The 1,046-nt window shown below is 60.6% G+C and carries 1 protein-coding gene; it reads right to left on the minus strand.

What is annotated here, in order from left to right; all coding sequences use genetic code 11:
- Positions 1 to 1,046: bifunctional 2-methylcitrate synthase/citrate synthase (gene prpC / locus NCS67_RS31780; protein ID WP_250437929.1), on the minus strand; the 1,046-nt coding region annotated here is incomplete at both ends.

The raw sequence follows: 1,046 nt of genomic DNA on the forward strand, positions 1-1,046 counted from the left end.
TCCGGACCGGTGTAATTCGCGCTCGGCCGGATGATCTTGTTGTCGATGCGTTGCTCGATGATGTGCGCGCTCCATCCCGACGTGCGCGAGATCACGAAGAGCGGCGTGAACATCGCGGTCGGCACGCCCATCATGTGATATGAAACCGCGCTGAACCAGTCGAGGTTCGGGAACATCTTCTTCGCGTCCCACATCACCGATTCGAGGCGCTCGGCGATATCGAACAGCTTCGTATCGCCGGCTTCCTTCGACAGATTCCTCGCGACTTCCTTGATGACCTTGTTGCGCGGATCGGAGATCGTGTACACCGGATGGCCGAAGCCGATCACGACTTCCTTGTTTTCGACGCGGCGTTTGATATCGGCTTCCGCTTCATCCGGCGTCTGATAGCGCGACTGAATTTCGAACGCGACTTCGTTCGCGCCGCCATGCTTCGGACCGCGCAGCGCGCCGATCGCGCCGGTGATCGCGGAATACATGTCCGAACCCGTGCCCGCGATCACGCGCGCCGTGAACGTCGATGCGTTGAACTCGTGTTCGGCGTAAAGATTGAGCGATACATGCATCGCATCGACCCACGCTTTGGACGGCGCGACGCCATGCAGCAGATGCAGAAAGTGACCGCCGATGGAATCGTCATCGGTTTCGACTTCGATGCGCTTGCCGTTGTGCGAATAGTGATACCAGTAGAGCAGCATCGAGCCGAGCGAGGCCATCAGCCGGTCGGCGATATCCTTCGCGCCCGGCACGTTGTGATCGTCCTTCTCCGGCAGGATCGTGCCGAGCACGGAGACGCCGGTACGCATCACGTCCATCGGATGCGCGCACGCGGGAATCCATTCCAGCGCGGCTTTGAGATTCGCGGGCAGGCCGCGCAACGCCTTCAGCTTCGTCTTGTATGCCTTCAGTTCGGCGGCGTTCGGCAGCTTGCCGTGCACGAGCAAATGCGCGATCTCTTCGAACTCGGACGTCGTCGCGACATCGAGAATGTCGTAGCCGCGATAGTGCAAGTCGTTGCCCGTCTTGCCGACGGTGCACAGCGCGGT

Origin of the sequence: Caballeronia sp. ATUFL_F2_KS9A (assembly GCF_023630765.1) — a bacterium.
Classification (GTDB): domain Bacteria; phylum Pseudomonadota; class Gammaproteobacteria; order Burkholderiales; family Burkholderiaceae; genus Caballeronia; species Caballeronia zhejiangensis.